At 72.0% G+C, this 24441-nt stretch carries 23 protein-coding genes, 5 tRNA genes and 1 pseudogene; 20 read left to right on the plus strand and 9 right to left on the minus strand.

From position 1 onward, the window contains the following. Positions 1-1989: sensor histidine kinase (locus tag RH94_RS25070; RefSeq protein WP_234426035.1), on the minus strand; the 1989-nt coding region annotated here is incomplete at its 3' end. 593 nt (positions 1990-2582) lie between these two features. Between RH94_RS25070 and RH94_RS25075 the strand changes: the two genes are divergently transcribed. The 9 genes from RH94_RS25075 (at position 2583) to RH94_RS25115 (ending at position 6700) form a co-directional block, all read left to right on the plus strand. After that, positions 2583-2771, plus strand: a complete 189-nt coding sequence (locus RH94_RS25075) for a hypothetical protein (RefSeq protein WP_073950176.1) — start codon at positions 2583-2585, stop codon at positions 2769-2771. Positions 2772-2965: 194 nt separating this feature from the next. Beyond that, positions 2966-3751 (plus strand): fumarylacetoacetate hydrolase family protein, encoded by a 786-nt coding sequence (locus RH94_RS25080; protein ID WP_073950178.1) that lies wholly within the window; start codon positions 2966-2968, stop codon positions 3749-3751. Next, positions 3744-5267, plus strand: a complete 1524-nt coding sequence (gltX, locus tag RH94_RS25085) for a glutamate--tRNA ligase (RefSeq protein ID WP_073950180.1) — start codon at positions 3744-3746, stop codon at positions 5265-5267. The genes RH94_RS25080 and gltX overlap by 8 nt, the downstream gene beginning before the upstream one ends. A gap of 140 nt (positions 5268-5407) precedes the next feature. After that, entirely contained in the window at positions 5408-6142 is a 735-nt protein-coding gene (locus RH94_RS25090; protein ID WP_073950181.1) for an HAD family hydrolase, read from the plus strand. Between the two features lie 90 nt (positions 6143-6232). Then, positions 6233-6304, plus strand: a tRNA-Gln gene (locus tag RH94_RS25095). A 38-nt stretch (positions 6305-6342) separates the two neighbouring features. Further along, positions 6343-6415, plus strand: a tRNA-Glu gene (locus tag RH94_RS25100). A gap of 19 nt (positions 6416-6434) precedes the next feature. Beyond that, positions 6435-6507 (plus strand) — tRNA-Glu (locus RH94_RS25105). A gap of 20 nt (positions 6508-6527) precedes the next feature. Continuing rightward, positions 6528-6599 (plus strand) — tRNA-Gln (locus tag RH94_RS25110). A gap of 28 nt (positions 6600-6627) precedes the next feature. Next, positions 6628-6700 (plus strand) — tRNA-Glu (locus RH94_RS25115). A gap of 49 nt (positions 6701-6749) precedes the next feature. On the opposite strand, the gene RH94_RS25120 is transcribed toward RH94_RS25115, so the two are convergent. Further along, entirely contained in the window at positions 6750-7400 is a 651-nt protein-coding gene (locus RH94_RS25120; RefSeq protein ID WP_073950183.1) for a MerR family transcriptional regulator, read from the minus strand. Positions 7401-7529: 129 nt separating this feature from the next. Between RH94_RS25120 and RH94_RS25125 the strand changes: the two genes are divergently transcribed. Beyond that, positions 7530-8021, plus strand: a complete 492-nt coding sequence (locus tag RH94_RS25125; RefSeq protein WP_073950184.1) for a DUF4188 domain-containing protein — start codon at positions 7530-7532, stop codon at positions 8019-8021. A gap of 818 nt (positions 8022-8839) precedes the next feature. On the opposite strand, the gene ndgR is transcribed toward RH94_RS25125, so the two are convergent. Then, complete coding sequence (gene ndgR, locus RH94_RS25130; protein ID WP_073950186.1) at positions 8840-9556, minus strand: IclR family transcriptional regulator NdgR; 717 nt, start codon at positions 9554-9556, stop codon at positions 8840-8842. A 191-nt stretch (positions 9557-9747) separates the two neighbouring features. On the opposite strand from ndgR, the gene leuC reads away from it, so the two are divergent. From leuC to RH94_RS25150, 4 genes are all read left to right on the plus strand, one after another. Next, entirely contained in the window at positions 9748-11178 is a 1431-nt protein-coding gene (leuC, locus tag RH94_RS25135; protein ID WP_073950188.1) for a 3-isopropylmalate dehydratase large subunit, read from the plus strand. A 6-nt stretch (positions 11179-11184) separates the two neighbouring features. Beyond that, entirely contained in the window at positions 11185-11778 is a 594-nt protein-coding gene (gene leuD, locus RH94_RS25140; protein ID WP_073950190.1) for a 3-isopropylmalate dehydratase small subunit, read from the plus strand. Positions 11779-12084: 306 nt separating this feature from the next. Then, on the plus strand, positions 12085-12315 hold the full coding sequence (locus RH94_RS25145) for an SCO5555 family protein (protein ID WP_073950192.1): 231 nt from the start codon (positions 12085-12087) through the stop codon (positions 12313-12315). Between the two features lie 135 nt (positions 12316-12450). After that, entirely contained in the window at positions 12451-13089 is a 639-nt protein-coding gene (locus RH94_RS25150) for an HU family DNA-binding protein (protein ID WP_073950193.1), read from the plus strand. 130 nt (positions 13090-13219) lie between these two features. On the opposite strand, the gene RH94_RS25155 is transcribed toward RH94_RS25150, so the two are convergent. Then, a complete protein-coding gene (locus RH94_RS25155) occupies positions 13220-13423 on the minus strand; it encodes a hypothetical protein (RefSeq protein ID WP_073950195.1) in 204 nt (67 codons plus the stop codon). 88 nt (positions 13424-13511) lie between these two features. Next, the gene (cofC, locus tag RH94_RS25160; RefSeq protein ID WP_073950196.1) at positions 13512-14150 is read right to left on the minus strand and encodes a 2-phospho-L-lactate guanylyltransferase; all 639 of its coding nucleotides are present in this window, start codon (positions 14148-14150) and stop codon (positions 13512-13514) included. A 197-nt stretch (positions 14151-14347) separates the two neighbouring features. Between cofC and RH94_RS25165 the strand changes: the two genes are divergently transcribed. The 3 genes from RH94_RS25165 to RH94_RS25175 are packed head-to-tail and all read left to right on the plus strand — an operon-like array spanning position 14348 to position 17387. Then, complete coding sequence (locus RH94_RS25165) at positions 14348-15163, plus strand: lysophospholipid acyltransferase family protein (RefSeq protein ID WP_073950198.1); 816 nt, start codon at positions 14348-14350, stop codon at positions 15161-15163. Then, entirely contained in the window at positions 15160-16170 is a 1011-nt protein-coding gene (locus RH94_RS25170) for an NAD(P)H-dependent glycerol-3-phosphate dehydrogenase (RefSeq protein ID WP_073950200.1), read from the plus strand. The genes RH94_RS25165 and RH94_RS25170 overlap by 4 nt, the downstream gene beginning before the upstream one ends. A 59-nt stretch (positions 16171-16229) precedes the next feature. Then, positions 16230-17387: a D-alanine--D-alanine ligase family protein gene (locus RH94_RS25175; RefSeq protein WP_073950202.1), complete on the plus strand. Its 1158-nt coding sequence runs from the start codon at positions 16230-16232 to the stop codon at positions 17385-17387. A gap of 145 nt (positions 17388-17532) precedes the next feature. Here the strand turns inward: RH94_RS25175 and RH94_RS25180 are convergent, their stop codons facing one another. Both RH94_RS25180 and RH94_RS25185 read right to left on the minus strand, forming a co-directional pair. After that, positions 17533-18015, minus strand: coding sequence for a DUF3515 domain-containing protein (locus tag RH94_RS25180; protein ID WP_073950204.1), 483 nt, complete (start codon positions 18013-18015; stop codon positions 17533-17535). Positions 18016-18035: 20 nt separating this feature from the next. Next, positions 18036-18269, minus strand: a complete 234-nt coding sequence (locus tag RH94_RS25185; protein WP_073950206.1) for an Lrp/AsnC family transcriptional regulator — start codon at positions 18267-18269, stop codon at positions 18036-18038. Between the two features lie 206 nt (positions 18270-18475). On the opposite strand from RH94_RS25185, the gene RH94_RS25190 reads away from it, so the two are divergent. Together RH94_RS25190 and thiD are read left to right on the plus strand one after the other, a co-directional pair. Continuing rightward, positions 18476-19441 (plus strand): thiamine-phosphate kinase, encoded by a 966-nt coding sequence (locus tag RH94_RS25190; RefSeq protein ID WP_073950208.1) that lies wholly within the window; start codon positions 18476-18478, stop codon positions 19439-19441. Next, a complete protein-coding gene (gene thiD / locus RH94_RS25195) occupies positions 19438-20247 on the plus strand; it encodes a bifunctional hydroxymethylpyrimidine kinase/phosphomethylpyrimidine kinase (RefSeq protein WP_107428817.1) in 810 nt (269 codons plus the stop codon). Before RH94_RS25190 ends, thiD begins: the two co-directional genes overlap by 4 nt. A gap of 114 nt (positions 20248-20361) precedes the next feature. On the opposite strand, the gene rpmB is transcribed toward thiD, so the two are convergent. Beyond that, complete coding sequence (gene rpmB, locus RH94_RS25200) at positions 20362-20547, minus strand: 50S ribosomal protein L28 (RefSeq protein ID WP_004924906.1); 186 nt, start codon at positions 20545-20547, stop codon at positions 20362-20364. Between the two features lie 262 nt (positions 20548-20809). On the opposite strand from rpmB, the gene RH94_RS25205 reads away from it, so the two are divergent. Beyond that, positions 20810-22525 carry a DAK2 domain-containing protein gene (locus RH94_RS25205; RefSeq protein WP_073950211.1) on the plus strand — a complete coding sequence of 572 codons (1716 nt, stop codon included), beginning with the start codon at positions 20810-20812 and terminating at the stop codon, positions 22523-22525. A gap of 98 nt (positions 22526-22623) precedes the next feature. On the opposite strand, the pseudogene RH94_RS44525 reads toward RH94_RS25205, so the two are convergent. After that, positions 22624-24441: pseudogene (locus tag RH94_RS44525) on the minus strand (tetratricopeptide repeat protein); the annotation flags it as partial.

A 24441-nucleotide genomic window follows, 5' to 3' on the forward strand; every position in this document is an offset into this window, starting at 1 on the left:
GGGCGGAGCGGCGAGCCGCTCGTTGATCGCGGCGAGGTCCTCCGGCGACAGACCGATACCGGTGTCGTGGACCTCGATCAGCACCCGCCCGTCGGGCAGTGCGTGACCGGTGACCTTGACCTTGGTCTGCGGGGAGGAGAACGAGGTCGCGTTCTCCAGCAGCTCGGCGAGCAGGTGCACGAGGTCGTTGACCACGCGGCCGGCGACCTGGGTGGTCGGCACGGAGGACAGCTCGATGCGCTCGTACTGCTCCACCTCGGACGCGGCGGCACGGAGCACGTCGACCAGCGGGACCGGGCGGGTCCAGCGGCGGCCGGGCTCCTCACCCGCGAGGACGAGGAGGTTCTCACCGTTGCGGCGCATGCGCGTGGCGAGGTGGTCGAGCTTGAACAGCGAGGACAGCTGGTCCGGGTCGGCCTCGCGGGACTCCAGTTCGGAGATCAGCGACAGCTGGCGCTGGATCAGGCCCTGGGAGCGGCGCGAGAGGTTGGTGAACATCGCGTTGACGTTGCCCCGCAGCAGGGCCTGCTCGGCGGCGAGGCGGACCGCCTCGCGGTGCACCTCGTCGAAGGCCGCGGCCACCTGGCCGATCTCGTCCCGGGAGTGCACACCGACCGACTCCACGGACGTGTCGACGTCCTGCGGGTCGGACTCGGACAGCTGCTTGACCAGCTCGGGCAGACGTTCCTGGGCGACCTTGGTCGCGGTCTCCTCCAGCCGGCGCAGCGAGCGGATCATGGAGCGGGCCATGACGAAGGCGCCGACCAGCGACACGCCGAGGACGAGCAGGATCAGCACACCGGAGAGGATGGCCTCGCGCTCGGTGGTGCTGCGCAGCTCGCGGGCCTTCTGCTCCATCTCCTCGAGCAGCTGGTGCTCGATGTTCTTCATCTGCTGGAGCTTGGTGGAGCTGTCGTCGACCCAGTCGCGGTAGGAGCGCTTGTTCGCCTGCCCCATGCCGTCGCGGTTCTCCAGCACACGCTTGGCGTAGGTGTTCGCGGCCAGGATGGTCGGGTTGCCCTCCTCCATGGGCCTGAGGAGTTCCTCGGCTCCGTCGCCGTAGATGTTGCTGAAGCTGGTGAGGTCCGAGGTCTGGCTCTCCTGTGCCGCGTAGGCGTACAGGCGGTCGTTCTCGGAGAGGTCGCCGGTCGTGGTGTTGTTGGCCGGCAGGGCGGCGGCGATCACGGCACGCTGGACGGAGGCGTACTCCTTGGCGGAGGAGAAGGCGGCCAGGGCGCGGGTGCGCTGGATCATCTCCGGGTTGCTGGTCGCCTCGGCCATGTCCTGGGAGAGGGTGAGCAGATCGGTGATCAGCCGGTGGTACTGGTCGACCGTCCGGGACGAGTTCTCCTTGGACTGGTACGCGTCCTTGCGGGTCGTGTTGAGTTTGTTGAGGTTGCTGACGATGCCGACGAGGGTGGCGCGGACACCCTGGAGGTTGCCGCTCTTGCTGGCGTCGTCGATCCCCTCGGCCGCGGACACGAAGTTGTCCAGGGCACGGTCCGTCTTGTCCCGGACGCCCTTGACGGTGACCTCGGTCGCCACGGAGCGGTGGGACAGCGGGCCGGCGGACTGGTCGCGCTCCTCCTGGAGCGCGGCGGCCAGCTCGGTGGCCTGCTTGGTCATCTCCGTCAGCAGCTTCATGTTGTCGAGCTGCTGGAGGTCTTCCATGCTCTGGTCGATGCGCAGCCCGCCCAGCGTGGTCGCGGCGACCACGGGGAGCGCGAGCAGCGACACCAGACGTGTGGAGATGCGCCAGTTGCGCATGGCCATGCGCGAACCGGGGCCGGTCGGGCCCTTGACCGGCTTGGCCGCCGGGTCGGTGCTCGGCAACGCCGGCCCGTCGGCCGCGCCGGAGCGCTCGCCGTCGTTGCCGGCCGGGCCTGGGCCCGGGTTCTGGGCGTGCTGGGGCGAGGAACCACGGTCGGTCCCGCCGTGCGGCTCCGGCTCCGCCGAAGCGCTGCCATCCCTCTTGAAACGTCCCTGCACTAGCGTCGCAACCTCTGGACCAGGCGCCCCTCCGCGTGAGCGGAAGGACGGTGTCGGCGTAGTGGGAAGTGTCCTGAAACGCTTCCCCTGGTGGTCGTGAGTGACCGGCGCTGGCTCCCCCTTCCCGCCGCCACTCGGCGCTGTTTGCGCCTCTGCGCGCCGGCACGATCCTGCGGCGGTCCGTGGCATTCCAGCACAGTGCCGGATCTCCAACAAGGCGTGAGGACCAGGCTGTGACCTCCGTGACGTCACGTGAGTGTCGCGTTACACGGCGTGGAAAGATATCTCGTTCATAGGGGACATATCGCTACGTACCCGCGAGTCACAAGAGGTGTCCCAGTCGCCATGATCGGGAGCGGAATGGTGGCTTCAATGGGCCAATGTCCGTTTCGGCGACGGAGGGGCGGCCGGAGGAATGCCCGTTTTGTCGACACGCCCGTGAGCAAACTCACACCGGAACCACGGGCTCTTCACGACTTCCGTCGGGAATTGAATGTTTAGCCTGACGCTTTACAGAGTTGGCAAATCCGACAACCCGGCGTGGGAGCCACTCGACGCCCCGGCGCCCGTAGACGAGAAGGTCTCGTACAACCGTGAAGACGACGCTGATGTTCCGCACCATAGCCAACCCCCGGCGCACGACGCTGACGCACCTCGAGGACTCCGAAGTCCTGCAGATGCCGGAGCAGCCGGAGCACTCCGTCTCCCTTCCCGCCCAGACCGCCAACCCCAGGCGCACCGTCCTCATGGACGCGCCGGTCGCGGCCGCCGTCGCCGAGTAGTACGTGCGCCGGCCGCCGGATGCTCACGGCGGCCGGCGAGCGGACCACCCGCACCGAAGCATCAGGGGCGCCCCGGGCCCGGGGCGCCCCTCCTTCGTGCCCTGTGCGCCGTAATGCGCGAGGTCCGGGGCCTCCGACCGCGTTAGCCTGGAGCGTCAGACTCCAGCCGCTCAAGCCAAGGGGCCAAGCAACCCGTGCGCATCGCCAGGTTCTCCATCGACGGGAACGTCGCCTTCGGCGCGGTCGAGGGCGACCAGCCGGACGAGCTCGTCCTCGACATCATCAAGGGCATCCCGTTCGCGGACTTCGAGCTCTCCGGCACCCGGGTGCCGCTGAGCAAGGTACGGCTGCTGCCGCCGGTGCTCCCCAACAAGGTCGTCGCCTTCGGCCGCAACTACGCCGAGCACGCGCGCGAACTCGGCAACGAGGTGCCCGACGCCCCGTTCGCCTTCTTCAAGCCCTCCACCTCGGTGATCGGCCCCGGCGACCCGATCCAGTACCCCCCCTTCTCCGAGGAGCTGCACCACGAGGCCGAGCTGGCCGTGGTCATCGGCCGGATGTGCCGCGAGGTCCCGCGCGAGCGGGTCAAGGACGTGATCTTCGGCTACACCTGCGCCAACGACGTCACCGCCCGCGACGTCCAGCGCCGCGAGAAGCAGTGGGCCAGGGCGAAGGGCTTCGACACCTCCTGCCCGCTCGGCCCCTGGGTGGAGACGGACATCGACATCGCCGCCGCGGCCGATCTGACCATCCAGCTCACCGTCAACGGTCAGCAGCGGCAACTGGGCCGCACCAGCGAGATGATCCATCCCATCGAGGACCTGATCGTCAACATCTCCGAGGCCATGACGCTGCTCCCCGGCGACGTGATCCTCACGGGCACCCCGGCAGGGGTCGGCCCCCTCAACGTCGGCGACGAGGTCGCCGTCACCATCGAAGGCATCGGCACTCTCACCAACAAGGTTGTCAAGCGTGGCTAGCGCATCCTCCCCCAAGCTCTCGGCTTCGCTCGAGCAGGGGGTACCCCCATCCCCCGTACGCGTCCGTTTCTGCCCCTCGCCCACCGGTAACCCCCACGTGGGCCTGGTCCGCACCGCCCTGTTCAACTGGGCGTTCGCCCGGCACCACCAGGGCGCCCTGGTCTTCCGCATCGAGGACACCGACGCGGCCCGCGACTCCGAGGAGTCGTACAACCAGCTGCTCGACGCGATGCGCTGGCTGGGCTTCGACTGGGACGAGGGTCCCGAGGTCGGCGGCCCGCACGCGCCGTACCGCCAGTCGCAGCGCATGGACATCTACAAGGACGTCGCGCAGAAGCTGCTGGACGCCGGCCACGCCTACCACTGCTACTGCTCCCAGGAGGAGCTGGACAGCCGCCGCGAGGCCGCCCGTGCCGCGGGCAGGCCCTCCGGCTACGACGGCCACTGCCGCGACCTGAGCGCCGAGCGGGTCGAGGAGTACAAGGCCCAGGGCCGCGCCCCGATCGTCCGCTTCCGCATGCCCGACGAGACGATCACCTTCACCGACCTGGTCCGCGGCGAGCTGACCTTCACCCCGGAGAACGTCCCGGACTACGGCATCGTCCGCGCCAACGGCGCCCCGCTCTACACGCTGGTCAACCCCGTCGACGACGCCCTGATGGAGATCACCCACATCCTGCGCGGCGAGGACCTGCTCTCCTCCACCCCGCGCCAGGTCGCCCTCTACAAGGCGCTGATGGAGCTCGGCATCGCCAGGACCGTCCCCGAGTTCGGCCACCTGCCGTACGTGATGGGCGAGGGCAACAAGAAGCTGTCCAAGCGCGACCCGCAGTCCTCGCTGAACCTCTACCGCGAGCGCGGCTTCCTGCCCGAGGGCCTGCTCAACTACCTCTCACTGCTCGGCTGGTCGCTCTCGGCCGACCAGGACATCTTCTCCGTCGAGGAGATGGTCGCGGCCTTCGACATCAAGGACGTGAACCCCAACCCGGCCCGCTTCGACCTGAAGAAGTGCGAGGCGATCAACGCCGACCACATCCGCCTGCTGGACGTGAAGGACTTCACGGAGCGCTGCCGCCCGTGGCTGCAGCCCCCGTTCGCGCCCTGGGCCCCGGAGGACTTCGACGAGGCCAGGTGGCAGGAGATCGCCCCGCACGCCCAGACCCGTCTGAAGGTCCTGTCCGAGATCACGGACAACGTCGACTTCCTGTTCCTGCCGGAGCCGGTCGAGGACGAGGCGAGCTGGACGAAGGCGATGAAGGAGGGCTCGGACGCTCTGCTCCGCACGGCCCGCGAGAAGCTTCAGGCGGCCGACTGGACCTCCGCCGAGGCCCTGAAGGAGGCCGTCCTGGCCGCCGGCGAGGCCCATGGCCTCAAGCTCGGCAAGGCCCAGGCCCCGGTCCGCGTCGCCGTCACCGGCCGCACGGTCGGCCTGCCCCTCTTCGAGTCCCTTCAGGTCCTGGGCAAGGAGAAGGCGCTGGCCCGCATCGACGCGGCGCTGGCGAAGCTGGCGGCGTAAGGCGACGCACCCGTACGCACCCGTACACATCCGTACGCGCACGTACGCCAGGGGCGGCACCCGTTCTCGGGTGCCGCCCCTTCGTGCTGCCCGGGGGAGTCCGGGACTCTCCCGGCCCGTCCGGCGGTACCGTCGGTGGCATGGCGATCAGGGCTGTCCTGTGGGACGTGGACGACACTCTCTTCGACTACACCACCGCCGACCGCGTCGGCATGCGGGAGCATCTGGTGGCCGAGGGGCTGCTCGACGGGTACGGGAGCGCGGAGGAGGCCCTGGTGCACTGGCGGCGGATCACCGACGCGCAGTGGGCGCGGTTCTCGGCGGGGGAGGCGTCCTTCGAGGAGCAGCGGCGGGACCGGGTGCGGACCTTCCTCGGGAGGCCGGAGCTGACCGACGACGAGACCGAGGCGTGGTTCGAGCGGTACCTGGGCCACTACGAGGCCGCCTGGGCGCTCTTCCCGGACGTGCTGCCCGCCCTGGACGTCCTCGCCGGCGCCTACCGGCACGCGGTGCTGTCCAACTCGAGCCTCCACGTCCAGGAGCACAAGCTGCGCACCCTCGGTGTGCGCGACCGCTTCGAGGTCGTGCTGTGCGCCGCCGAGCTCGGGGTGTCCAAGCCCCAGGCGCGGGCGTTCCACGCGGCGTGCGAGGCGCTGGAGCTGGCTCCGCACCAGGTGGCGTACGTCGGCGACCACCCGGAGATCGACGGGCGGGGGGCCGCCGAGGCCGGGCTGCTCTCCGTCTGGATCGACCGCGACGGCGTGCACACCGCCCCGTTCGGGGACGCCGGTCCGCGCCGGATCGCCTCGCTCGGCGAACTTCCCGACATCCTCGGTACGGATATGCGTTTTGGAGCCCCGTCCACCTTCGGGTAATGTTCTTCCTGCGCCGCGGGGCGCGGGTCACAGGCCCTGAACCCCAGGCGCACTACTAGAACAAGATCCCCGCAGGGGCTTGCGTTCCAGTGGCCTATGGTGTAATTGGCAGCACGACTGATTCTGGTTCAGTTAGTCTTGGTTCGAGTCCAGGTAGGCCAGCTCGCAGAGCTCATCTGCACCGCGGATCACATCCGCAAGCCCCCGTTGTGTAGCGGCCTAGCACGCTGCCCTCTCAAGGCAGTAGCGCCGGTTCGAATCCGGTCGGGGGTACGGATCCTTCGGGATCAAGGCCCCCGTTGTGTAGCGGCCTAGCACGCCGCCCTCTCAAGGCGGTAGCGCCGGTTCGAATCCGGTCGGGGGTACGACTGGTCTAAACCATCATTGGTCTATGGTGTAATTGGCAGCACGACTGATTCTGGTTCAGTTAGTCTTGGTTCGAGTCCAGGTAGACCAGCTCGGACCTGCGGAAACGCAGTGTCCACGCCCCCGTTGTGTAGCGGCCTAGCACGCCGCCCTCTCAAGGCGGTAGCGCCGGTTCGAATCCGGTCGGGGGTACGCGAGACGAAGGGCCCTCCCTCGGGAGGGCCCTTCGGCGTGTTCCTGGTCACTCCCCACCGAACCGACGGCGCGACTCCTCGGCCTCCGCGAGCCGGCGCAGGCTGAGCAGTACCGGCTCGTACAGCACTGTCAGCGCCACCGCGGCCTCCACCTGCTCGTCGGGCGTTCCGTAGCGCTCCACCAGGTCCAGATCGCTGACGGCGATCCGCTGCGCGGCACGGGCGTACGGCTCCAAGTCCTCCGCGGCGCACGGGTAGCCGAGCCGGGAGAGGGCGGCGATCGCGGTCACCAGCATCCCGTGCGCCGGTGCGGCCGGGGGCCGGCCGGACGTGCCGCCGCAGCACCAGCCGAGCCGGTCCACGAGTTCGTCGGCGGTGCGCCGGGCGGCCTCGGTGGCCGGGTCCGTCTCGTCGGGCTCCGGACCGTGCGGCAGGGCCCAGGTGGCGGTGCCCAGGCGCTGGTGGCGGTCCATCCGCTCGTCCTGCAGGGCGGCGAGCACCTCGCGGGCGGAGTTCACCGGGATCCGCCCCACCTGGATCAGCGCCCTCACCAGCCTCAGGCGCCGCAAGTGCCCCTCGTCGTAGTCGGCCTGCGTGGCCGTGACGCGCCGGCCGGGGTGCAGCAGTCCTTCGCGCAGGTAGTACTTGATCGTCGCGGTGGAGACGCCGCTGCGTGCGCTCAGTTCCGCCAGTCGCATGTCCGTGTCGGCCTTTCCCTCTTGCGCTCCCCTGTTGGGGAGTGTCACTATCCCATATGGATAGTGGAGCTATCCAATAGCTCGGAGTGGGTCGGGACGGATCGGGAGCGATCGAGGACGGGGGATGTCATGAGTGTGAACGCCAGGCCGATCGAAGGACGCACGACCGCCGCGAGCGAGGGGGGAGTGGTCGTCTTCCTCATCGGAATGCGGATCAACAGCTTTGTCGCGATGCGCAGTTGGTGGCCGGTGGCCAGGGCGATGGGACCGATGCTCAAGGAACTGACCCAGGACCCGGACAGTGGCCTGCTCGGTTACAGGCCCCTGCTGGCCGGGCCCCGCGAGGTGCAGCTGGTGCAGTACTGGGAGTCCGCGGAGAAGCTCCTCGCCTACGCCGCCGCGCCCGACAGGAACCACCACCCGGCCTGGTCCGCCTTCAACCGACGGCTGCGCGAGGGGAGGGGCAAGGTCGGCTTCTGGCACGAGACGTACGTGGTCCCGGCCGGCGCCTACGAATCCATCTACATGAACATGCCCGAATCCGGCCTCGGCAAGGCCAAGGGCGTCACGCCGGTCACCCCCCGAGGAAACCGCGCGGCCACCCGCCTGCACATCTCCTGAACGGCCACCGCGAACCCGACGGGCAGAGCAGGGGCCCGGGGGACGGAGCCCCCGCCGCTCCTGGGCCAGGGCCCTGCCGGGGCGCGGCGGGGGAGGCGGTCCTCGTCGGGGCCGGGGCGGTGCCCTGCCAGGGGTGCGGGGGAGGGAGTCCCCATCGGGGGCCGGGGCAGAAGAGCCCCGGGGGTCCGGGGGCGGGGCAGGGCCCTGTCGGGGTGCGGCGGGGAGACGGTCTCCATCGGGTCTGGGGCGAGCCCCGGGGGCGCCCGGTGGTGGGGATCAGGGTCCTGCCGGGGTGCACGGGAGAGGCAGTGTCCGCCGGTCCTGGGGCAGTGCCCTGCCAGGGGAGCGGAGGGCGGAGTCCCCATCGGGGGCCGGGGCGGGTCGGGGTCCTGCCGGGGTGCAGGGGAGCGGAGTCCCCGCCGGGTCGGGGCGCGGAGCCCCCGGGGGCGGGGCCCTTCCCTGAGCGGGTACTGCGGACCTGGTGAGCAGAGGGGGGAGGGAAAGGCAGCCTCCGCCGGGCCTGGGTCAGGAGTCTGTCAGGGTGCGGCGGGGAGGCGGTCCTCGTCGGGGCCGGGGCGGTGCCCTGCCAGGGGTGCGGGGGACGGAGTCCCCGTCCAGGGGCCGGGAGGGGGCCCCGGGGGTGGCTTCTCGCCCGGCGAGCCGGGAGCGAGGCCGGCAGTGGGGGCCGAGCGCGGGCCCCGCGCCGGTCGGCGGGGCCCGCAGGGCCGGGCGGCCGTGCCCGTGGGTACGGGAATCGCCAAGTGTTCCGTCCGGAGGACCTGCCGCGGCGTTGAGGCCGGCCCTCCTCGCGGCCGGGGTCAGCCGGAGCGGCGCAGGGCCTCGGAGAGGCGCGCGGCGGCGTCGATGACCGCCTGGGCGTGCATGCGGCCGGGATGGCGCGTGAGGCGCTCGATGGGGCCGGAGACCGAGACCGCGGCCACCACGCGGTTGGAGGGGCCGCGCACGGGCGCGGAGACGGACGCGACGCCCGGCTCGCGCTCGCCGATCGACTGGGCCCAGCCCCGGCGCCGTACGCCCGACAGGGCCGTCGCCGTGAAGCGGGCCCCCTGCAGGCCGCGGTGGAGGCGCTCCGGCTCCTCCCAGGCCATCAGGACCTGCGCCGAGGAGCCCGCCTTCATCGTGAGCGTGGAGCCGACCGGGACCGTGTCCCGCAGGCCGGACAGACGCTCCGCCGCGGCGACGCAGATGCGCATGTCGCCCTGGCGGCGGTAGAGCTGCGCGCTCTCGCCCGTCACGTCCCGCAGATGCGTGAGCACCGGACCGGCGGTGGCGAGCAGGCGGTCCTCGCCCGCCGCCGCGGCCAGCTCCGCCAGGCGCGGGCCGAGGATGAACCGGCCCTGCATGTCCCGCGCCACCAGACGGTGGTGCTCCAGAGCCACGGCCAGCCGGTGGGCCGTGGGCCGTGCCAGTCCGGTGGCCGTGACCAGACCCGCGAGGGTGGCCGGACCGGACTCCAGAGCGCTCAGGACAAGGGCTGCCTTGTCCAGAACGCCGACGCCGCTACTGTTGTCCATGCAACGATACTTGCGTCTCACTCTGTGAAACGCAAGTTCAATTTTCCGTGGAACGCGCCACTCTGGAATCACAGGCGGCCTGCGGACCGACGGGCCCGGCGGCGGTCGCCCGGGTCACGGGAGAGCGGGCACCGCATCCTCAGGATTTCTAGTTGGGTCGGCGCGTTCCGCGTTCGGCCGGAGGGAAAGCGATGGCTAGGACACTCGCGGAGAAGGTCTGGGACGACCACGTCGTCCGGCGCGCCGAGGGCGAGCCCGACCTCCTCTTCATCGATCTGCACCTGCTGCACGAGGTGACCAGCCCCCAGGCCTTCGACGGCCTGCGCAAGAGCGGCCGCACCGTGCGCCGGCTCGACCTGACCATCGCCACCGAGGATCACAACACCCCGACCCTCGACATCGACAAGCCCATCGCGGACCCGGTCTCCCGGGTCCAGCTGGAGACCCTGCGCAAGAACTGCGCCGACTTCGGCGTCCGGCTGCACCCGCTGGGCGACGTCGAGCAGGGCGTCGTCCACGTCGTCGGACCGCAGCTGGGTCTGACCCAGCCCGGCACCACGGTCGTCTGCGGCGACTCGCACACCTCCACGCACGGCGCCTTCGGCGCGCTGGCGTTCGGCATCGGCACCTCGCAGGTCGAGCACGTGCTGGCCACCCAGACCCTGCCGATGGCCCGCCCGAAGACGATGGCGATCACCGTCGACGGCGAACTGCCCGAGGGCGTCACGGCCAAGGACCTGATCCTGGCGATCATCGCGAGGATCGGCACCGGCGGCGGCCAGGGCTACATCCTGGAGTACCGCGGCTCCGCCATCGAGAAGCTCTCGATGGAGGCCCGCATGACCATCTGCAACATGTCGATCGAGGCCGGCGCCCGCGCGGGCATGATCGCCCCGGACGAGACCACCTTCGAATACCTCAAGGGCCGCCCGCACGCCCCCGAGGGCGAGGACTGGGACGCGGCCGTCGCGTACTGGAAGACCCTCAGGACCGACGACGACGCCGTCTTCGACGCCGAGGTCGTCATCGACGCCGCCGAACTCTCCCCGTTCGTCACCTGGGGCACCAACCCCGGCCAGGGCGCGCCGCTTTCGGCCTCCGTCCCCGATCCGGCTTCGTACGAAGACGCTTCGGAGCGCCTGGCCGCCGAAAAGGCCCTGGAGTACATGGGGTTGGAGGCCGGCCAGCCGCTGCGCTCCATCCAGGTGGACACCGTCTTCGTAGGCTCCTGCACCAACGGCCGTATCGAGGACCTGCGCGCCGCCGCCGCGATCCTGCGGAGCCGCAAAGTCGCCGACGGCGTACGGATGCTGGTCGTCCCCGGCTCCGCGCGCGTGGGCCTGCAGGCCGTCTCCGAGGGCCTGGACGTGGTCTTCAAGGAGGCCGGCGCCGAATGGCGGCACGCGGGCTGCTCGATGTGCCTGGGCATGAACCCCGACCAGCTCGCCCCCGGCGAGCGCTCCGCCTCCACCTCCAACCGCAACTTCGAGGGCAGGCAGGGCAAGGGCGGCCGCACCCACCTGGTCTCCCCGCAGGTCGCCGCCGCCACCGCGGTCCTGGGCCACCTGGCCGCCCCGGCCGACCTGTCCGACGCCGACACCCGTACGCCCGCTGGAGTCTGAGAGATCATGGAAGCCTTCACCACCCACACCGGCCGGGCCGTCCCGCTGCGCCGCAGCAACGTCGACACCGACCAGATCATCCCCGCCCACTGGCTCAAGAAGGTCACGCGCGACGGGTTCGAGGACGGGCTGTTCGAGGCCTGGCGCAAGGACCCCGAGTTCGTGCTCAACCGCCCCGAGCGCCAGGGCGCCACGGTCCTGGTCGCCGGCCCCGACTTCGGCACCGGCTCCTCCCGCGAGCACGCCGTCTGGGCGCTGCAGAACTACGGCTTCAAGGCCGTGATCTCCTCCCGCTTCGCGGACATCTTCCGGGGCAACTCGCTGAAGAACGGCCTGCTCACGGTGGTCCTGGACCAGAAGATCGTGGACGCGCTGTGGGAGCTCACCGAGAAGGACCCCCGGGCCGAGGTGACCGTCGACCTGGTCGCCCGCGAGGTGCGCGCCGAGGGCATCACCGCCCCCTTCGAGCTGGACGAGAACTCCCGCTGGCGGCTGCTGAACGGGCTGGACGACATCTCCATCACCCTGCAGAGCGAGGCCGACATCGCCGCCTACGAGGCGGAGCGCCCCTCCTTCAAGCCGCGCACCCTGCCGGTCTGACCCGGCGCCCCCGGTCGATGATCGACAACTGAGCCGGCCCCCGACCCGGCGCCCGGACAAGTCGAGTTTCGGCCATCGCGCAACCCCGCCGTACCCCCGATCACCCCGATCGGGGGTACAGCCGTTTCCGGGCCCGCGAACCCCGCCGCGCCGCCGCGTCTGCTCTCAACTTCCCACGTTATGGCGGTTGTTGCCGGGGTACGCGAGGCCCAGGGCCCCGGCCGGCGAAGGTGCCAGGAGGGCTGTCCGAGGCGGTAGTTGCCCCCAGCGCAGGCGACAACTCGCCCCAGATGGCACAATCTGTGCATGGACAACGACGGCCAACTCCAGCTCTATACGGCGGTCGCGGCCCAACTGAAGGAAGCGCACGCAAGGGTGCGCGCACTGCAAGTCCCGGAGGGCGTACGGATGGCGCTGACCCGGAAGCTGCTGGTCATTACGGCGGCGGCCAAGCACGATCTTGCCGGTGCGACAAGGCGCCTGGAGAGGTTCACGGCAGACCTCGACAAGGGCCGAATCCCCGGTGAGGAAGGCTGAACAGCCCGAGACCGTTGAGTCCACTGCGACACAAGGGTGATTAGCCCGTTTCGTGTTTGATTTGCGGTATATATCCGCCTAACGTGCGAAAAGCTTGAACACTTTCGTTCCGGCAGGGTCTCCGAAGGGGAAGACGTGAACAAGGCGCAGCTCGTAGAAGCGATTGCCGACAAGATGGGCGGCCGCCAGCAGGCCGCCGATGCCGTCGACGCGGTACTGGACGCCATCGTCCGCGCGGTCGTCGCGGGAGACCGGGTCTCGGTCACCGGCTTCGGGTCCTTCGAGAAGGTCGACCGTCCCGCCCGCTACGCGCGCAACCCGCAGACGGGTGAGCGGGTGCGGGTCAAGAAGACCTCCGTCCCCCGCTTCCGGGCCGGCCAGGGTTTCAAGGACCTGGTGAGCGGCTCGAAGAAGCTTCCGAAGAACGACATCGCGGTGAAGAAGGCGCCCAAGGGCAGCCTCACCGGCCCGACCGCCACCATCGCCAAGGCCGCCGGCAAGAAGGCGGCCGCCAAGAAGGCGGCGGGCGCGGCGAAGAAGGCCGCCGCCAAGAAGACCACCGCGGCGGCGAAGAAGGCCGCCGCCAAGAAGACCGCCGGGGCGGCGAAGAAGACCACGGCGGCCGCCAAGAAGACGACGGCCACGAAGGCCGCCGCCAAGAAGACCGCGGCCAAGAAGGCACCGGCGAAGAAGGTGACGGCCAAGAAGGCCCCCGCCAAGAAGTCGACCGCCCGCAAGACCACGGCCAAGAAGACCACCACCCGCGGCAAGTAGGGGCACAGAGGTACTCACACGCCTGGCCGGACTCCCGAGGGAGCCCGGCCCGCGGTGTGTCCGGCGCTCCTGCGGCTGGTGGGGGCCGTGGTGCGCGGGAAGCCCGGACCGCTCGGCCCGCTCGGCCGGTTCAGAAGGTCTGCAGCGTCACCAGGGTGATCCGCAGGCCGTCCCCCTCGCCCTCCGTCTCGATCCGCACCCGCTGCCCGGGACGCAGCAGCCGCAGACCGCCCGCGTCGAACGCCGGCGCCTCGAAGGGCACCGGGGTGCCGTCGTCCAGGAGCACCTGTCCGCTGCGGCTTTCGGGGTCGTACGTGTATGCGGTCGCCTGCATGGCGGCAGCCTACTGCCCCCTCGCCGTCGCCCCGCCCTCGCCTTCACCACCCCCGGATTCACCGCCCTCGCCTTCCCCGCCCCCGGATTCACCGCCCGGGGAACAGCAGCCGCCCCGCCGCGGCGGCCGTGCGCGGACCCACCCCCAGGGCCAGTGCCGCCCGCAGATCGTCCCCGGTGTCCACGTCCCGGCGTACGGACTCCACCGCGTCCAGGGACAGTTCCACCGCGCCGGACGCCCGGTGCCGGGCCCGGGAACCGGCACCGAAAGCCGGGAGCAGCGCACGACCCGGAGCCGCCGCCAGCAAAGTCGTCCCGACCGCCGCCGAATCCGCGAGAAAGGCACGCGGGAATTGCGCGGCCGCCTGCAGAACCCGGGTCAGTTCCCCGGGCCGCAACGCCGGAAGATCGGCGTTCAGGGCCGCAACGGGGGTCTCGGGACGCGCGGACCGTACGGCCGCCGTTCCGTGCGTGAGCGCGGCGTTCAGCCCGGCCCGCGGTTCGTCGGCCACGATCCGGGCGCCCAACGCCGCCAGCTCCCGCCCGGCCACGCCGTCGTCCGTGACGACCGCCACACTCGCGACCGCCGGACAGGCCAGCGCGGCCGCCACCGTGTCCTCGGCGAAGGCCAGGGCAAGACCCGGCCGCACCCCGTCGCCGGCGGTGTCCGCCAGTCTGCTCTTGGCCCGGGCCAGGGGCTTCAAGGGGATGACCAAGGTCCACTGCACCGGCGTTCCGCCCCTTTCGTGTGGCTGCCATTGTCCCTGGGCCCTCGGGCGGGCCGGGAGGGGGAGGGGCACGAAGCTCCTTGCAAGGGCGGTGACGGGTGACGGGCGGGCGTACGGTGTTCTCGACAGACAGACGGCCTGGGGCGACACTTGTGCGGCCCCCGGTCCAGGTGGCAGCCCTAGAGGAAGGTGTCCGCGTGTCCCGCCGCAGAATCGGCTTCTGGTACCGCTTCGCAGCGGTGATCTGCAAACCGCCGCTGGTGGTTCTGATCAAGCGGGACTGGCGCGGAATGGAGAACATTCCGGCCGACGGCGGATTTATCACCGTGGTGAACCACAATTCGCACGCCGATCCCTTCGCTTATGCGCATTTCCAGTACAACACCGGACGTGTGCCGCGATTCCTGGCGAAAAGCGGGCTTTTCAAGAAGGGATTCGTGGGCGCCGCGATGCGCGGCACCGGACAGATCCCCGTCTACCGCGAGAGCACGGACGCGCTGAGCGCCTTCCGCGCCGCGATCGACGCCGTGGAGCGCGGCGAGTGCGTCGCGTTCTACCCCGAGGGAACGCTCACCCGCGACCCGGACGGCTGGCCGATGACCGGCAAGACGGGCGCCGCGCGGGTCGCCCTGCAGACCAAGTGCCCGGTGATTCCGGTCGCCCAGTGGGGCGCCAACGAACTGCTGCCGCCCTACGCGAAGAAGCCCGACCTGCTGCCGCGCAAGACCCACCACGTCCTGGCCGGCCCGCCCGTGGACCTCTCGCGCTTCTACGACCAGGAGGTGACCCCGGAGCTGCTGAAGGAGGCGACCGAGGCCATCATGGCGGCCATCACCCGCCTGCTGGAGGAGATCCGCGGCGAGAAGGCGCCCGCCGTGCCCTACGACCCGCGCCGGGAGCGGATCGAGCAGCGCCGCCGCACCGAGGCGCAGAACCGGGGAAGGACCGCGTCGGCCGTACAGCAGGAGCCGGGTGTGCGGGAAGCCGTACAGGAAGAGGGGCAGGGCACGTGAGCAAGCCGGTCAAGGCGGCCGTCTTCGGCACCGGATCGTGGGGCACCGCCTTCGGCATGGTCCTCGCCGACGCCGGCTGCGAGGTCACCCTGTGGGCCCGCCGCGCCGAACTCGTCGACGCGGTCAACTCCACCCGTACCAACCCGGACTACCTGCCCGGCATCGAACTCCCCCGGAACCTGCGGGCCACGGCCGATCCCGCCGAGGCCGCCCGCGACGCCGACTTCACGGTGCTCGCCGTCCCCTCGCAGACCCTGCGCGGCAACCTCGCCGAGTGGCTGCCGCTGCTCGCCCCGGACACGGTCCTCGTCTCCCTGATGAAGGGCGTCGAACTGGGCTCGGCCATGCGGATGAGCGAGGTCGTCGAGGACGTCACCAAGGTCGGTGCCGACCGGATCGCCGTGGTCACCGGGCCCAACCTCGCCCGCGAGGTCGCCACCCGCATGCCGGCCGCCGCCGTGGTGGCCTGCACCGACGAGGAGGTGGCCCGGCGACTGCAGCGCGCCTGCCACACCACGTACTTCCGGCCGTACACCAACACCGACGTCGTCGGCTGCGAACTCGGGGGCGCCGTCAAGAACGTGATCGGCCTGGCCGTCGGCATCGCGGACGGCATGGGGCTCGGCGACAACGCCAAGGGCTCGCTCATCACGCGCGGGCTCGCCGAGACCACCCGGCTGGGCATGGCGCTGGGCGCCGACCCGCTGACCTTCTCCGGCCTCGCCGGCCTCGGCGACCTGGTGGCGACCTGCTCCTCACCGCTGTCGCGCAACCACACCTTCGGCACCAACCTCGGCAAGGGCATGACCCTGGAGGAGACCATCGCGGTCACCAAGCAGACCGCCGAGGGCGTCAAGTCCTGCGAGTCGGTGCTGGATCTGGCCCGCCGGCACGGCGTCGAGATGCCCATCGCGGAGACCGTCGTCGGCATCGTGCACGAGGGCAAATCGCCGGTGACGGCCCTCAAGGAGCTGATGTCGCGCAGTGCCAAGCCCGAGCGACGCTGAGCGACGCCGGGTTTCCAACGCTGACTCACGCCTCGGCCAACAGGTACTCTCATCGCGATATGAGCACCGAGAACCTCCCCCAGAGCCCTGACCAGCCGTCCCGCAAGCCGCGTGTGGCCGTCGTCTGCGGTGGCCGCAGCTCCGAACACGGGATCTCCGTGGTCACCGCGGGCGCGGTGCTGCGCGCCATCGACCGGTCCAAGTACGAGGTCCTGCCGATCGGCATCACCCGGGACGGCCGTTGGGCCCTGACCGCGGACGACCCGGAGCGCATGGCGATCACCGACCGCCGTACGCCCAGCGTCGAGGAGCTCGCCGAGTCGGGCGAGGGCGGCGTGGTGCTCCCCGTCGACCCGGCCAACCGCGAAGTCGTCTACGCCGAGCCCGGTTCGGTGCCCAAGGCGCTCGGCGAGGTCGACGTGGTCTTCCCGGTGCTGCACGGCCCCTACGGCGAGGACGGCACCCTCCAGGGTCTCCTGGAGCTGTCCGGCGTGCCCTACGTGGGCTCCGGGGTGCTCTCCTCGGCGGTCGGCCAGGACAAGGAGTACATGAAGCGGGTGTTCACCTCCTTCGGGCTCAGGGTCGGCCCGTACGTGGTGATCCGGCCCCGCGAGTGGACCCGGGACCAGGCGGCCGCCCGCAAGAGGATCGTCGACTTCGCCGGCGAGCACGGCTGGCCGCTGTTCGTGAAGCCCGCGCGCGCGGGCTCGTCCATCGGCATCACCAAGGTCGACGACCTCTCGGGCCTCGACGAGGCCGTCGAGGAGGCCCGGCGGCACGACCCGAAGGTGCTGGTGGAGGCCGCGGTGCGCGGCCGTGAGATCGAGTGCGGGGTGCTGGAGTTCGAGGACGGCCCCCGGGCCTCCGTACCGGCCGAGATCCCGGCGACCGGTTCGCACGCGTACTACGACTTCGAGGCCAAGTACATCGACTCCACACCCGGCGTCGTCCCGGCCCCGCTGACCGAGGAGGAGACCGCCGAGGTGCAGCGGCTCGCGGTGGAGGCCTTCGAGGCGGTCTCCTGCGAGGGCCTGGTCCGGGCGGACTTCTTCCTCACCGAGGAGGGCGAGTTCGTGATCAACGAGATCAACACGATGCCCGGCTTCACCCCGATCTCGATGTACCCGCAGATGTGGCAGGCGAGCGGGATCAGCTATCCGGAACTGGTCGACCTCCTCATCCAGGCGGCCCTGCGCCGCTCGACGGGGCTGCGCTGACCCACCCGGGAGCGGTGGGGCCGTGTTCGATGCGCGGCTCCGCCACGCAGGGGGTTCCTCCCTGCTCGAACGCAGCCGAGAGCCGGGGGAGCGGGCGGCCGCGCACGACCGGTGGCCGGCGGACGGCCCGCGCCTCCCACGGCGATCAGTCGGCGACCCCCTCGGGAATCGTCTTCCTGATCGCGGGCGCCAGCGAGACCAACGGTGCCGCACCATGCGCGGAGCGCTCCGCCGGGATCGTCACCTCGACGTACGCCAACCGCAGGGTCGTCGTGAAGCGAAACGATCCGTCGTCCTGCTTCTGCAGCAGCCAGCCGACGTCGTCGACCTCCGCCCCGTCGGCCTCCGGGTCATCCATCGCGGCGGGCCGCGGAACCCCGCAGCGCAGTATGATCGCCGGGCTTCCCCAGCCCGCGGTCAGTGCGGAGGCGGGCCGGGGGTCCTCGCGGCCCAGTCCGTCCACCGTCCGCGGCAGTGCCCTGTCCAGGTCCCGGCACAGCTTCGTGACCGCCGCGTCCGGACTGGGAACCGCCGCGGTGGGACTGTCGTCGCTCGAGGAACAGCCCGTGGCGGTGATCAGCAGGGCGAGGGCGGGCAGGCTGAGAAGCCGGTGACGGAAAGAGCTCACCGGCCAAGGGTAGACGGGGGCTACAGGTGCACGACCGGACAGGTCAGGGTGCGTGTGATGCCGTCCACCTGCTGGACCTTCGCGACCACCATGCGTCCCAGGCCGTCCACCGTGTCGGCCTGGGCGCGCACGATGACGTCGTACGGTCCTGTCACGTCCTCGGCCTGGACGACTCCAGGGATCTTGCTGATCGTCTCGGCGACGGTCGACGCCTTGCCGACCTCCGTCTGGATCAGGATGTACGCCTGTACCACGGAACCTCCAGGGCGGCCACGAGGATCATGTGGGGAAAAGGGAAGCCACGGTATCGCGTCACCACGCGCCGCGGGGAGACCCGCGAAGGCCGCGACACGCGCGCCGGGGTGCAGGTAGGACAGAAGTTGACGGTCATCTCGACCGTAACGAGGAGCGCGTTGACGCGCGACCGGGAACGGACAGGGACAGAAGGGGCGAAAGGGCAATGAAGGGCACTGTTGGTGAGCTCGGGGAGTTCGGGCTCATCAGGGAGCTCACCTCCCGTCTCACCACCACCCCGGCGGTCCGGGTCGGCCCCGGCGACGACGCCGCGGTGGTCGCCGCCCCCGACCGCAGGGTCGTGGCGAGCACCGACATACTCGTGGAGGGGCGGCACTTCCGCCGGGACTGGTCCACGGCGTACGACGTGGGCCGCAAGGCGGCCGCCCAGAACCTGGCGGACATAGCCGCCATGGGCGCGGTGCCGACCGCGCTGCTGCTCGGCCTGGTCGTGCCCGCGGAACTCCCGGTCACCTGGCCCACCGAACTGATGGACGGGCTGCGTGACGAGTGCCAGGTCGCCGGCGCCTGTGTGGTCGGCGGAGACGTGGTGCGCGGTGACACGATCACGGTGTCGATCACCGCGCTCGGCGATCTGCGCAACCACGAGCCGGTGACGCGTGCCGGCGCACAACCCGGTGATCTGGTCGCGGTGACCGGTTGGCTGGGCTGGTCCGCCGCCGGGTTCGCGGTGCTCTCCCGCGGCTTCCGCTCGCCCCGCGCCTTCGTCGAGGCCCACCGCCGCCCCGAGCCGCCGTACCACGCGGGACCCGCGGCGGCCGGGCTCGGCGCGACCGCGATGTGCGACGTCAGCGACGGACTGATCGCCGACCTGGGCCACATCGCGGAGGCCAGCAAGGTCCGCATCGACATCCGTTCCGGCGCCATCGACATCCCCTCGCAGATGAACGACATCGGGCAGGCCGTCGGCGTCGACCCGCTGCAATGGGTGCTGACCGGGGGAGAGGACCACGCGATCGTGGCGACCTTCCCGCCGGACGTGAAGCTGCCGGCCCGCTGGAGGGTGATCGGCGAAGTGCTCAACCCCTCGGCGCTGCCCCAGGTCACGGTCGACGGGGCGCCGTGGACCAGGAAGGGCGGCTGGGACCACTTCGGGGACGTCGAGTCGTGACCGCGGCTCCTCCCCGTGTCCTGACGGTCGCGGGCTCCGACTCCGGGGGCGGCGCCGGTATCCAGGCCGACCTGAAGACGATGCTCGCCCTCGGCGTGCACGGCATGAGCGTGATCACCGCGGTGACCGCGCAGAACTCCCTCGGGGTGCAGGGAGCCTGGGAGCTGCCGGTGGAGGCCGTACGGGCCCAGTACCGCAGCGTCGTGGACGACATCGGAGTCCAGGCGGTCAAGACCGGGATGCTGGCCTCGGCGGAACTGGTCGAGGCGGTGGCCGGATTGATCGCCGGCACGGACGCACCGGCGGTCGTCGACCCGGTGGGCGTCTCCAAGCACGGCGACGCGCTGCTGGCCGCGTCCGCGCTGGACGCCGTACGGACCGAGCTGCTGCCGGCGGCGACGGTCGCCACGCCGAACCTCGACGAGGTGGCCCGGCTGACCGGCGTACGGGTCCTCTCGGAGGAGCAGTTGCCCGAGGCCGCGGCCGCCGTGCTGGCGTACGGGCCGAAATGGGTGCTGATCAAGGGCGGACATCTGGACGGGGACGCCGTCGACCTGCTCACCGACGGCACCGAGGAACACTGGCTGCGCGCCCCCCGCCACGACAACCGGCACACCCACGGCACGGGCTGCACCCTCGCCTCCGCGATCGCCGCGCGGCTCGCGAAGGGGCGGACCGTCCCGGAGGCGGTCGCGGACGCCAAGGAGTACGTCACCGGGGCGATCGCCGCCGGCTTCGCGCTCGGCGGCGGAATCGGCCCCGTGGACCACGGCTGGGCCCTCCGGAAGCCGCACGCGGCCGGGTAGGCACGCAGCGCGGCCCCGGCCGCTTCTCGGGTACGGCAAAAAGCCGGTCCACCGAGGTGGACCGGCTCAGTGCAGCGAACCAGCAGTGGCCGCGCGCTTAGCTGTTGCTGTGCGTCAGCGCGAGACCTTGCCGGCCTTGATGCACGAGGTGCAGGCGTTCACGCGCTTCGGCGTCCCGCCGACCACGGTACGCACACGCTGGATGTTCGGGTTCCAGCGACGGGGCGTACGGCGGTGCGAGTGCGAGATGTTGTTGCCGAAGCCCGGCCCCTTGCCGCAGACGTCGCAGTTGGCAGCCACGGGTCACTCCAAAGACTTCAGATGCACTTACGGTTGATCCCGGCATGCCGGGATCCGGATCCGGGACTCAGGGAGCACTACGGAATCCGAGTGGCGTTGCCAGGGGAGAGCCCGAAAAGATCGGGCAACCGGAGCAGCATACAACGACTGCTTCCGTACGGCGAAACTACCACGGTGGCTCCGGGACCCGCCCGGGCCCTCTTCCGGCCCGCACCGTCCCGCGGTCTACGCTGCCTGCAGTCCAGCAGCTCAGGGAGGCGCAGTGGCGCAGGTGCCGCAGACGTTCGACGCGCCGGCGGTGCGCACCTGGTGCGGTCTGGCCCTGCGGGCGCTGGGACACGCGCGCGAGGAGATCGACGCGATCAACGTCTACCCCGTGGCCGACGGGGACACCGGCACCAACCTGTACCTGACCGTGGAGTCCGCCGTCGCGGCCGTGGAGGCCGTCTTCGCCGCGCACGAGGTGGACGGCGGGAGCGACTCCGGCAAGCCCACCCTGGCCGACGCCGCGCGGGCGATGGCCCACGGGGCGCTCATCGGGGCCCGCGGCAACTCCGGGACGATCCTCGCCCAGCTGCTGCGCGGCATGGCCCAGGTGCTCGCCGCCGACGGCGAGTGCGCGCACACCGACGGGCGCGGCCTGTGCCTGGCCCTGCGGCACGCGGCCGACTCCGCCCGGCAGGCCGTGGCGCACCCCGTGGAGGGCACGGTCCTGTCGGTCGCCTCGGCCGCCGCCGACGCGGCCACCGGCACCGAGGGCGACTGCGGGACGGTCGCACGGGCCGCCTACGAGGGAGCGTGCGCGGCCCTCGCCGCGACCCCCGGCCAGCTCGCGGTCCTGGAGAGCGCCGGAGTGGTCGACGCCGGCGGGCGCGGGCTGGTGGCGGTGCTCGCCGCCCTGGTGGAGACGCTCACGGGACAGCTGCCCGGAGAGCCCGCCTCCCCGCCGGGCACCGGCCCGGTGGCCGGCACCCCGCCGACCGTGCCCCACGCGCGCGTGGGGCACACCGAGGACGCGCCGTGCGCCTGCGACCGCTCCACGAGCGGTCCCGCCTTCGAGGTGATCTACCTCCTGGACGCCGAGGACGCGGCCGTCGCCCGGTTGCGCGAGCGGCTCGACGCGCTCGGGGACTCCCTCGTCGTGGTCGGCGGCGACGGGCTGTGGAACGTGCACGTGCACGTCGACGACGCCGGAGCCGCCGTGGAGGCGGGCGTCGAGGCCGGACGGCCGCACCGCATCCGCATCACGCACTTCGGCACGGGCGACGCGCGCGCCACCGGGGCCGTACGGGAGCCCCGGGAGCGCGTTCAGCGCGTCCAGCGCGCCGTGGTGGCCGTCGTGCCCGGCGAGGGCCTGGCCGGGCTGTACACCGAGGCCGGGGCGACCGCGGTGCTCGCCCGCCCCGGGGAGCCGCCCGCGAGCGGCGAGCTCGTGGAGGCCGTACGGCGGGCACACGCGCGCGAGGTGGTCCTGCTGCCCAACGACGACGAACTGCGCCACACCGCGGCCGCCGCGGCCGAGCAGGTCCGCGGGGAGGGCGTCCGCGTCGCCCTGATCCCGACCCGCTCGGCCGTGCAGGGCATCGCCGCCCTCGCCGTGCACGAGTCCGGGCGCCGCTTCGACGAGGACGTCGTCGCGATGACCTCGGCGGCCGGCGCCACCCGGCACGCCGAGGTCACCGTCGCCGAGCACCGGTCCTGGACCACGGCCGGCATCTGCCAGGCCGGTGACGTCCTCGGCCTCGTGGACGGCGACGTGGCCGTGATCGGCCAGGACGTCACGGCCACCGCCGAGGACGTCCTGGACCGCATGCTCGCGGCTGGCGGCGAACTGGTCACCCTGGTCCTCGACGACGAGGTCCCCGACTCCGTCGCCGACCGTCTGCAGGCCCGGGTCCGCGAGTCGTACCTCGCGGTGGACACGGTGGTCTACCGGGGCGGCCGGCAGGGGGCGCTGCTGCTCATCGGGGTGGAGTAGACCCCGGACCCACGGGAGCCGGCGCGCTGCCGCTCATCGGCACCGAGTGCCCATCGGCGCCGAGTGCCCCCAGGCCCTCACTTCTAGGCCCTCGGCCCTCAGCCCTCCGACGGCTCCTCCAGGAGGTCCAGCAGCCGCCCGGCCTCCGCGCGCCGCACCCGCACCAGGTCCTCCTCGGCGTCCGCGTCCTCGCAGGCCGCCAGGACGCCACGCGCGCGTGCCCCCGCCTCGGCGGGCCGCCCCAGGAGGGCCGCCAGCCGGCCCGCGGCGAGTTCCGCACCGGTCCGCTCGTGCAGGGCGTCCGGCCCCAGCAGGGCGAAGGCGGCGATCGCCTGCTCCGTCCTGGCGAGGGCCTCCTCGAACCCGGTCCCGGCAGCCCCGTCCTCCCCGTCCTCGGCGGCACCCGCGAGCAGGTCGCCGAACTGCCGGTGCGTGTGCCCGAGTTCGGCCGTGAACCGCTGCCGCGCCGCCTCGTCGACGGCGGTGTCCCGCGCCTTCTCGCACTCCGTGACGGCGGCCTGCATCAGCTCCCGCGCCGCATCCGGCCCGGCCTCCGTGCGCAACGCCAGCCAGGCGCGGGCGCGCGTGGCGCGGACCAGGCCGTGCACGTTGTCCAGGGAGCGCCACAGGTCGCCCGCGCGTGCGTAGGCACGGTCCGCCTCCTCGTGCAGCCCCGCCCGGCTCAGCGACTCGGCGGCCAGGTGGGCGAGGGTCGCGTGGTCCTGCTGCTCGGGCCAGTGCCGGGCGATCTCGGCGGCCCGGAGCCGGTGCTCGGCGGCCGCCCGGTGCTCCCCGAGCTCGTTCAGAGAGTCGCCGAGCCACCACCGCGTCTGCACCACCGCCCCGTCGCCGTGCGTCCCGGGGGACAGCTCGAGCAGCGCGGACTCCAGCACCTCGGCGGCCTCCGCCCACCGCCCCAGCCGCAGCAGCAGACCACCGAGCTGTTGGCGCGCCCAGGCCCCGAGGGCCGGGCCCTCGTCCGCCTCGTCGGCCCAGTGCGCCGCCTCGAGGGCGTGCCGCGCCGCCTCCTCGGCCCGGTCCAGGCCGCCGAGCACCTCGGCGAGCTGCAGGTGCAGCTGGGCCCGTCCCGCTGCCTCCAGGTGCGCCCCGCCGTGCTCCAGGGCCGCCCGCAGCGCCCGCTCGGCACCCTCCGGGTCGCCCAGGTGGTGCGCGAGCCCCGCCAGCCGGGCCTCGTACTCCACCGCGTACCACGGCAGCCCGGCCCCGACGTACGCGGCCGCGGCCCGCTCGAACAGCTCCGCGGCCGCCCGCGGGTCCCCGGTGCGCGCGGAGACCTCCGCGAGCATCGCCCGAGCCTCGGCCGCCCGGGCCGTGAGCCGTACGTCGTCACCGGCGTGCCCCTCGACGAGCGCCAGCACCTCCCGCGCGGCCCGCTCGGCGGCGGACAGCACCTCCGGGTCCACGGGACCGCCGGCCTCGTACACCGGCCGCATCAGGATCCGCGCCCGCGCCATCACCACGGACGCGGCCTGCCGCACGCCGGTGCCCTCCTCGGCGTACAGCGCGAGGACCCGCTCGTACGGCCCGGCGACCGCGGCGAGCGCCCCGTCCACGTCGCCCGCCAACGCCCTTACGTACGCCGCACGCGCGCGTGCGGCCAGCGCCTCGCCCGGGTCGCCCGCCTCCGCGTACAGCTCGGCGGCCCGTTCGAACAGCGCGGCGCCCTCGGGCCCCTTGCCCATCGCCTCGTGGTCGGCGATCTCGGCCCGGTCCCGGGCGTCCAGGACGGTGCCCTCCGCGGCCCGCGCCACCGCCGCCCACGCCTCCACGGCGTGCGGCTGCAGCGTGTCCGACAGCCGGCGGGCCTCGGCGATCAGCGCGGGCAGACCGGCCGTCTCCGGCGTCGCCGCCCCGGCGGGGACCCGCACGGCGGGAGCCGGCGCGGTGGCGGCGGG

This window comes from Streptomyces kebangsaanensis (assembly GCF_001906585.1).
In the GTDB taxonomy this organism is placed as follows: Bacteria; Actinomycetota; Actinomycetes; order Streptomycetales; family Streptomycetaceae; genus Streptomyces; species Streptomyces kebangsaanensis.

What these genes read in the sequence shown, in the direction of transcription:
- RH94_RS25090 (WP_073950181.1), top strand. Translation starts at nt 5,408, where the DNA reads ATGGCGATCAGGGCTGTCCTGTGGGACGTGGACGACACTCTCTTCGAC.
- RH94_RS25120 (WP_073950183.1), bottom strand. Translation starts at nt 7,400, where the DNA reads ATGCGACTGGCGGAACTGAGCGCACGCAGCGGCGTCTCCACCGCGACG.
- RH94_RS25125 (WP_073950184.1), top strand. Translation starts at nt 7,530, where the DNA reads ATGAGTGTGAACGCCAGGCCGATCGAAGGACGCACGACCGCCGCGAGC.
- ndgR (WP_073950186.1), bottom strand. Translation starts at nt 9,556, where the DNA reads ATGGACAACAGTAGCGGCGTCGGCGTTCTGGACAAGGCAGCCCTTGTC.
- leuC (WP_073950188.1), top strand. Translation starts at nt 9,748, where the DNA reads ATGGCTAGGACACTCGCGGAGAAGGTCTGGGACGACCACGTCGTCCGG.
- leuD (WP_073950190.1), top strand. Translation starts at nt 11,185, where the DNA reads ATGGAAGCCTTCACCACCCACACCGGCCGGGCCGTCCCGCTGCGCCGC.
- RH94_RS25145 (WP_073950192.1), top strand. Translation starts at nt 12,085, where the DNA reads ATGGACAACGACGGCCAACTCCAGCTCTATACGGCGGTCGCGGCCCAA.
- RH94_RS25155 (WP_073950195.1), bottom strand. Translation starts at nt 13,423, where the DNA reads ATGCAGGCGACCGCATACACGTACGACCCCGAAAGCCGCAGCGGACAG.
- RH94_RS25175 (WP_073950202.1), top strand. Translation starts at nt 16,230, where the DNA reads ATGAGCACCGAGAACCTCCCCCAGAGCCCTGACCAGCCGTCCCGCAAG.
- RH94_RS25190 (WP_073950208.1), top strand. Translation starts at nt 18,476, where the DNA reads ATGAAGGGCACTGTTGGTGAGCTCGGGGAGTTCGGGCTCATCAGGGAG.